This window comes from Rhodococcus sp. ENV425, from assembly GCF_002887785.1.
Lineage (GTDB): Bacteria > Actinomycetota > Actinomycetes > Mycobacteriales > Mycobacteriaceae > Rhodococcus > Rhodococcus aetherivorans.
On sequence record NZ_PCZU01000133.1, the window covers coordinates 1 to 4,547 of the forward strand.

Below are 4,547 nucleotides of genomic sequence, written 5' to 3' on the forward strand. Positions count from 1 at the left end.
GCACCGGGCCGGGACCTACCGCGCTGGCTCATGCGGGTGCGCTCAGCCCTCGATGTTGAAACGCGGGAACGCCAGTTCGCCGGCGTACCGGGCGGCGTCGCCGAGCGACTCCTCGATGCGCAGCAGCTGGTTGTACTTGGCGACGCGCTCGGAGCGGGCCGGGGCACCGGTCTTGATCTGGCCGCTGCCCACGGCGACGGCGAGGTCGGCGATGGTGGTGTCCTCGGTCTCGCCGGAGCGGTGGCTCATCATCGACTTGTAGCCGTTGCGGTGCGCGAGGTCGACGGCGTCGAGGGTCTCGGTGAGGGTGCCGATCTGGTTGACCTTCACCAGCAGCGCGTTGGCGGCGCCCTTGACGATGCCTTCCTCGAGACGCTCGGGGTTGGTGACGAACAGGTCGTCGCCGACGAGCTGCACCTTGTTGCCGATCTTGTCGGTCAGTGCGACCCAGCCGTCCCAGTCGTCCTCGCTCAGCGGGTCCTCGATGGACACCAGCGGGTACGCGGAGAGCAGCTCGTTGTAGAAGTCGGCGAGCTCGTCCGCGGTGCGGTCCTTGCCCTCGAACTTGTAGCCGGCAGATTCGGTGTAGAACTCGGTGGCGGCGACGTCGAGCGCGAGCGCGACGTCGGTGCCGAGCTTCAGACCGGTCTTGGCGACGGCCTCGCTGATGAGGTCGAGGGCCTCCTTGGTGCCGGCGACGTCGGGCGCGAAGCCGCCCTCGTCACCGAGACCGGTGGCCAGGCCGCGGCTCTTGAGCACGGACTTGAGGGCGTGGTACACCTCGGCGCCCCAGCGCAGGGACTCCTTGAAGGTGGGGGCGCCGATCGGGGCGACCATGAACTCCTGGACGTCGACGCCGGTGTCGGCGTGGGCGCCGCCGTTGAGGATGTTCATCATCGGCACGGGCAGGATGTGGGCGTTCGGGCCGCCGAGGTAGCGGAACAGCTCGAGTCCGGAGGACTCGGCCGCGGCCTTGGCGACGGCGAGGGACGCGCCGAGCAGGGCGTTGGCGCCGAGCCGGCCCTTGTCGGGGGTGCCGTCGGTGTCGAGGAGGGCCTGGTCGACGGTGCGCTGTTCGGTCGCGTCGAGGCCGATGATGGCCGGGGCGATCTCGCCGAGGACGCCCTCGACGGCCTGCTCGACGCCCTTGCCCAGGTAGCGTTCGCCACCGTCGCGCAGCTCGACGGCCTCGTGCTCACCGGTGGACGCACCGGAGGGCACCGCAGCGCGGGCAAAACTTCCGTCGTCGAGCAGCACCTCGACCTCGACCGTGGGGTTACCACGCGAATCGAGGATCTCGCGGGCTCCTACCTGCTCAATGATGGCCACTGGCTGATTCTCCTTCGATGGACTTCACGCTGCGGGGTCTGCACGCTGGGAACAGCCTAACCGCCCCGACCTGCGCCCGAAGCACGGCGCGCCCCACGGCGGCGGCCACCGGCCGCCCGCCCGGCGGGGAGGCGGACGGATCGGGCAGCCGCGTCAGGGCCGACGGCCCACCCCGTACGCGGCGGCGCGGTCGCGCACCAGCGCGAGGTATTCGCCCGAGAGGTTGTAGGCCGTCAGCGCCCGCGTCCAGCCTTCGGCGGTGGTGAGGTCGCCGCCCCGGTCGCACAGGTAGCGGCCGGCGGTCAGGGTCGCGTCGTCGATGTTGTCGGGGTCGGCGACGCCGTCGCCGTTCGCGTCCACGCCCCAGCGGAACCAGGTCTCGGGGATGAACTGCATGGGCCCCACCGCCCGGTCGAGAACGGGGTCGCCGTCGAGCCGGCCGCCGTCGGTGTCTCGGATCTCGGCCAGTCCGGGACCACCGTCGAGGGGCACACCGCGGATGGGCGGGTCGACGCGTCCGTCGGGGGCGATGCTCGCGCCGTTGTACCGGCCGTGCCGGCTCTCCACGCTCCCGATGCCGGCGAGCGTCGTCCATGCGAGCCCGCAGCCGGGGCGCGAGGCGGCGAGCACGGCTGCGGCGTGACCGTAGGCCTCGAGCGCGGTGCGGGGGATGCCGAGCGCCTCGGCCTGCGGTGCCGCCCAGTCCCGCAACTGGTCGGCGGTGCGGCCGGGGGCGTCGACGTCGATCGCCGGGACCGCGGTTCCGGGGGCGGGCGGGACGCCGTCCGGGATCGGGATGCGCGGCTCGCGCGGGCTCCAGACGGCAACGCCGACGACCACGAGGATCACCGCGGCGACGGCGCCGACCAGGACGCGCGGCCACGGCGAGCGTCGGCGCGAGGCGGCAGGGGGCATGGTTCCCATCATCCATATCCCCGGCAAAGCGCAGGTAAAGAGACCAAGGTCCCTGTCGACGGAGTCCCGACCGGGTGTATGTTTTCGGCTTGCATCACCTAAGAGAGGTTCGCCTCACCTAACCGTTGGAGTCATGCCCATGTCCGCACTCGCCGCGAGCTCCGAGGCCCCGTCGATCGCCACCCAGCTGTTCGGCTCCGGCCTCATCGGGCTCCGCGAGGGCCTCGAAGCGGGCATCGTCGTGATGATCCTGGTCGCCTTCCTCGTCAAGGCCCAGCGCCGCGACGCCCTGAGGTGGGTATGGCTCGGCGTCGGCACCGCGGTCGCCATGGTCGCCGCGACGTTCGGGATCATCCACTTCGGCACCACCACCCTCACCGGCCTCGCCGCCGAGGTGGCCGCGGGCCTCGCGTCGCTCGCCGCGGTCGTGATCGTGACCGCCATGGTGCTGTGGATGCGCAAGGCGTCGCGGTCGATCTCCGGGGACCTGCGCTCCGGAATGGAGAAGGCACTGCTCGCGGGACCGGCGGCGGTGCTCACCCTGTCGTTCTTCGCGGTCGGCCGTGAGGGCCTCGAGACCGCACTGCTCATGGTCGGGTACGCGGAGAACACCGCCGGCAGCGCCTGGCCGCTCGTCGGCCTGCTCCTCGGCATCGGCGTGGCCGCCGGGCTCACGGTACTGATGTACCTCGGGGCGATCCGGATCGACATGGCCCGCTTCTTCAAGTACACCGGCGCCTTCCTGATCGTGGTCGCGGCCGGCATTCTCGCCTACGGCCTGCGCGCCCTCCAGATCGGCGGCGTCCTGCCCGGGGGCTCGAACCTCGCCTTCGACGTCTCGGCCCACTACGACGCCGGCAGCTGGTACGGCACCGTGCTGGCCGGGATCTTCAACCTCCGTCCGGACCCCACCGTCCTCCAGGCCGTCGCGTGGGTGAGCTACCTCGTCGTCGTCCTGTACGTGTTCCTGCGTCCCGTCGCGCCGGCCCGCACACCCGAACCGGCCGTCGCCGTCTGACCCCCTCCCTGTTCGAAAGGCACCGATCCATGCGTCGATCCACGTACGCCCTCGCGGCGGCAGCGGCCCTGCCCCTCGCCCTGGCGGGCTGCACCGAGAAGTCCACCGCCGGCGACGACGCGATCGCGGTCACCGCCACCGACACCGCATGCGACGTGGCGGCGGCGGACGGCGCGACCGGGCACTCGACCTTCAGCATCACCAACAACGGCACCAAGGTCACCGAGTTCTACGTGTTCGCCGCCGGCGACCGGGTGATGGGCGAGATCGAGAACATCGGCCCCGGACTCACCCGGCAGCTGATCGTGAACCTGCCCGAGGCCGGCACCTACGAGCTGTCCTGCCGCCCCGGCATGGTCGGCGACGGGATCCGTCAGGAGTTCGTGGTCACGGGCGATTCCCAGGCCGCCACCGACGCCGACGGCAAGCTCACCGAGGCGGGCGACGGCTACCGCCGGTACATCCGCAGCCAGACCGAAGCCCTCGTCACCGCCACGGGCGAGTTCGTGGCCGCCGTGAAGGCCGGCGACGCCGACGAGGCCAAGCGGCTGTTCCCGGTCAGCCGCACCTACTTCGAACGCATCGAGCCGGAGGCGGAGAGCTTCGGCGACCTCGACCCGCGGATCGACCTGCGCGAGGCGGACCTCGAGCCCGGCCAGGCCTGGACCGGATTCCACCGGCTCGAGAAGGACCTGTGGGTGCAGGGCCCCCAGCCCGACACGGGCGCGATCGCCGATCAGCTCGCGGTCGACGTCCAGGAGCTGGCCGACCTGGTGAACGCCGCCGACTACACGGTCGACCCGACCAAGATCGCCGGAAATGCACAGGGCCTGCTCGACGAGATCGCCACCTCGAAGATCACGGGTGAGGAGGACATCTTCTCCCACACCGACCTGTGGGACTTCCAGGGCAACGTGGACGGCTCGCAGGCCGCGGTCGCCGCGCTGCGCCCGATCCTCGACGCGAACGATCCCGAGCTGGGGCAGGCCATCGACGCCCGGTTCGCCGACCTCGACGCCGCGCTCGCCCGGTACCGGCAGGGCGACGGCTTCGTCTCCTACGACACCGTGACCGAGCCACAGCGGCAGGAACTCTCGCGCCTGATCGACGCGCTCTCGGCCGAGGTGAGCAAGGTGCAGGGTGTCGTCGCGGGAGCTGCAGGCGCATGAGCGGGACCCCGGACACCGCCGCGGCCCCCGCCGCCCGCGGGGGCATCTCCCGCCGCCGCCTGTTCGGTGCGGTCGGTGCCGGCGCCGCGCTCGCCGGAGCGGGCGCGGTGGTCGGC

General features: G+C 71.7%; 4 protein-coding genes. 2 read left to right on the forward strand and 2 right to left on the reverse strand.

The window, feature by feature from the left end; all coding sequences use genetic code 11:
* Positions 1-42 precede the first annotated feature (42 nt).
* Entirely contained in the window at positions 43-1,329 is a 1,287-nt protein-coding gene (eno, locus tag CQZ88_RS10350) for a phosphopyruvate hydratase (protein WP_102799704.1), read from the reverse strand.
* 153 nt (positions 1,330-1,482) lie between these two features.
* The gene (locus tag CQZ88_RS10355) at positions 1,483-2,244 is read right to left on the reverse strand and encodes a lytic transglycosylase domain-containing protein (protein WP_006940789.1); all 762 of its coding nucleotides are present in this window, start codon (positions 2,242-2,244) and stop codon (positions 1,483-1,485) included.
* Positions 2,245-2,383: 139 nt separating this feature from the next.
* On the opposite strand from CQZ88_RS10355, the gene efeU reads away from it, so the two are divergent.
* Positions 2,384-3,262: an iron uptake transporter permease EfeU gene (gene efeU / locus CQZ88_RS10360; RefSeq protein WP_006940787.1), complete on the forward strand. Its 879-nt coding sequence runs from the start codon at positions 2,384-2,386 to the stop codon at positions 3,260-3,262.
* 29 nt (positions 3,263-3,291) lie between these two features.
* Positions 3,292-4,431 carry an iron uptake system protein EfeO gene (gene efeO / locus CQZ88_RS10365; RefSeq protein WP_006940785.1) on the forward strand — a complete coding sequence of 380 codons (1,140 nt, stop codon included), beginning with the start codon at positions 3,292-3,294 and terminating at the stop codon, positions 4,429-4,431.
* The last annotated feature ends 116 nt before the right edge of the window (positions 4,432-4,547 follow it).

Coding starts and splice junctions, on each gene's coding strand:
- CQZ88_RS10355 (WP_006940789.1), bottom strand. CDS start 2,244: ATGCCCCCTGCCGCCTCGCGCCGACGCTCGCCGTGGCCGCGCGTCCTG.
- efeU (WP_006940787.1), top strand. CDS start 2,384: ATGTCCGCACTCGCCGCGAGCTCCGAGGCCCCGTCGATCGCCACCCAG.
- efeO (WP_006940785.1), top strand. CDS start 3,292: ATGCGTCGATCCACGTACGCCCTCGCGGCGGCAGCGGCCCTGCCCCTC.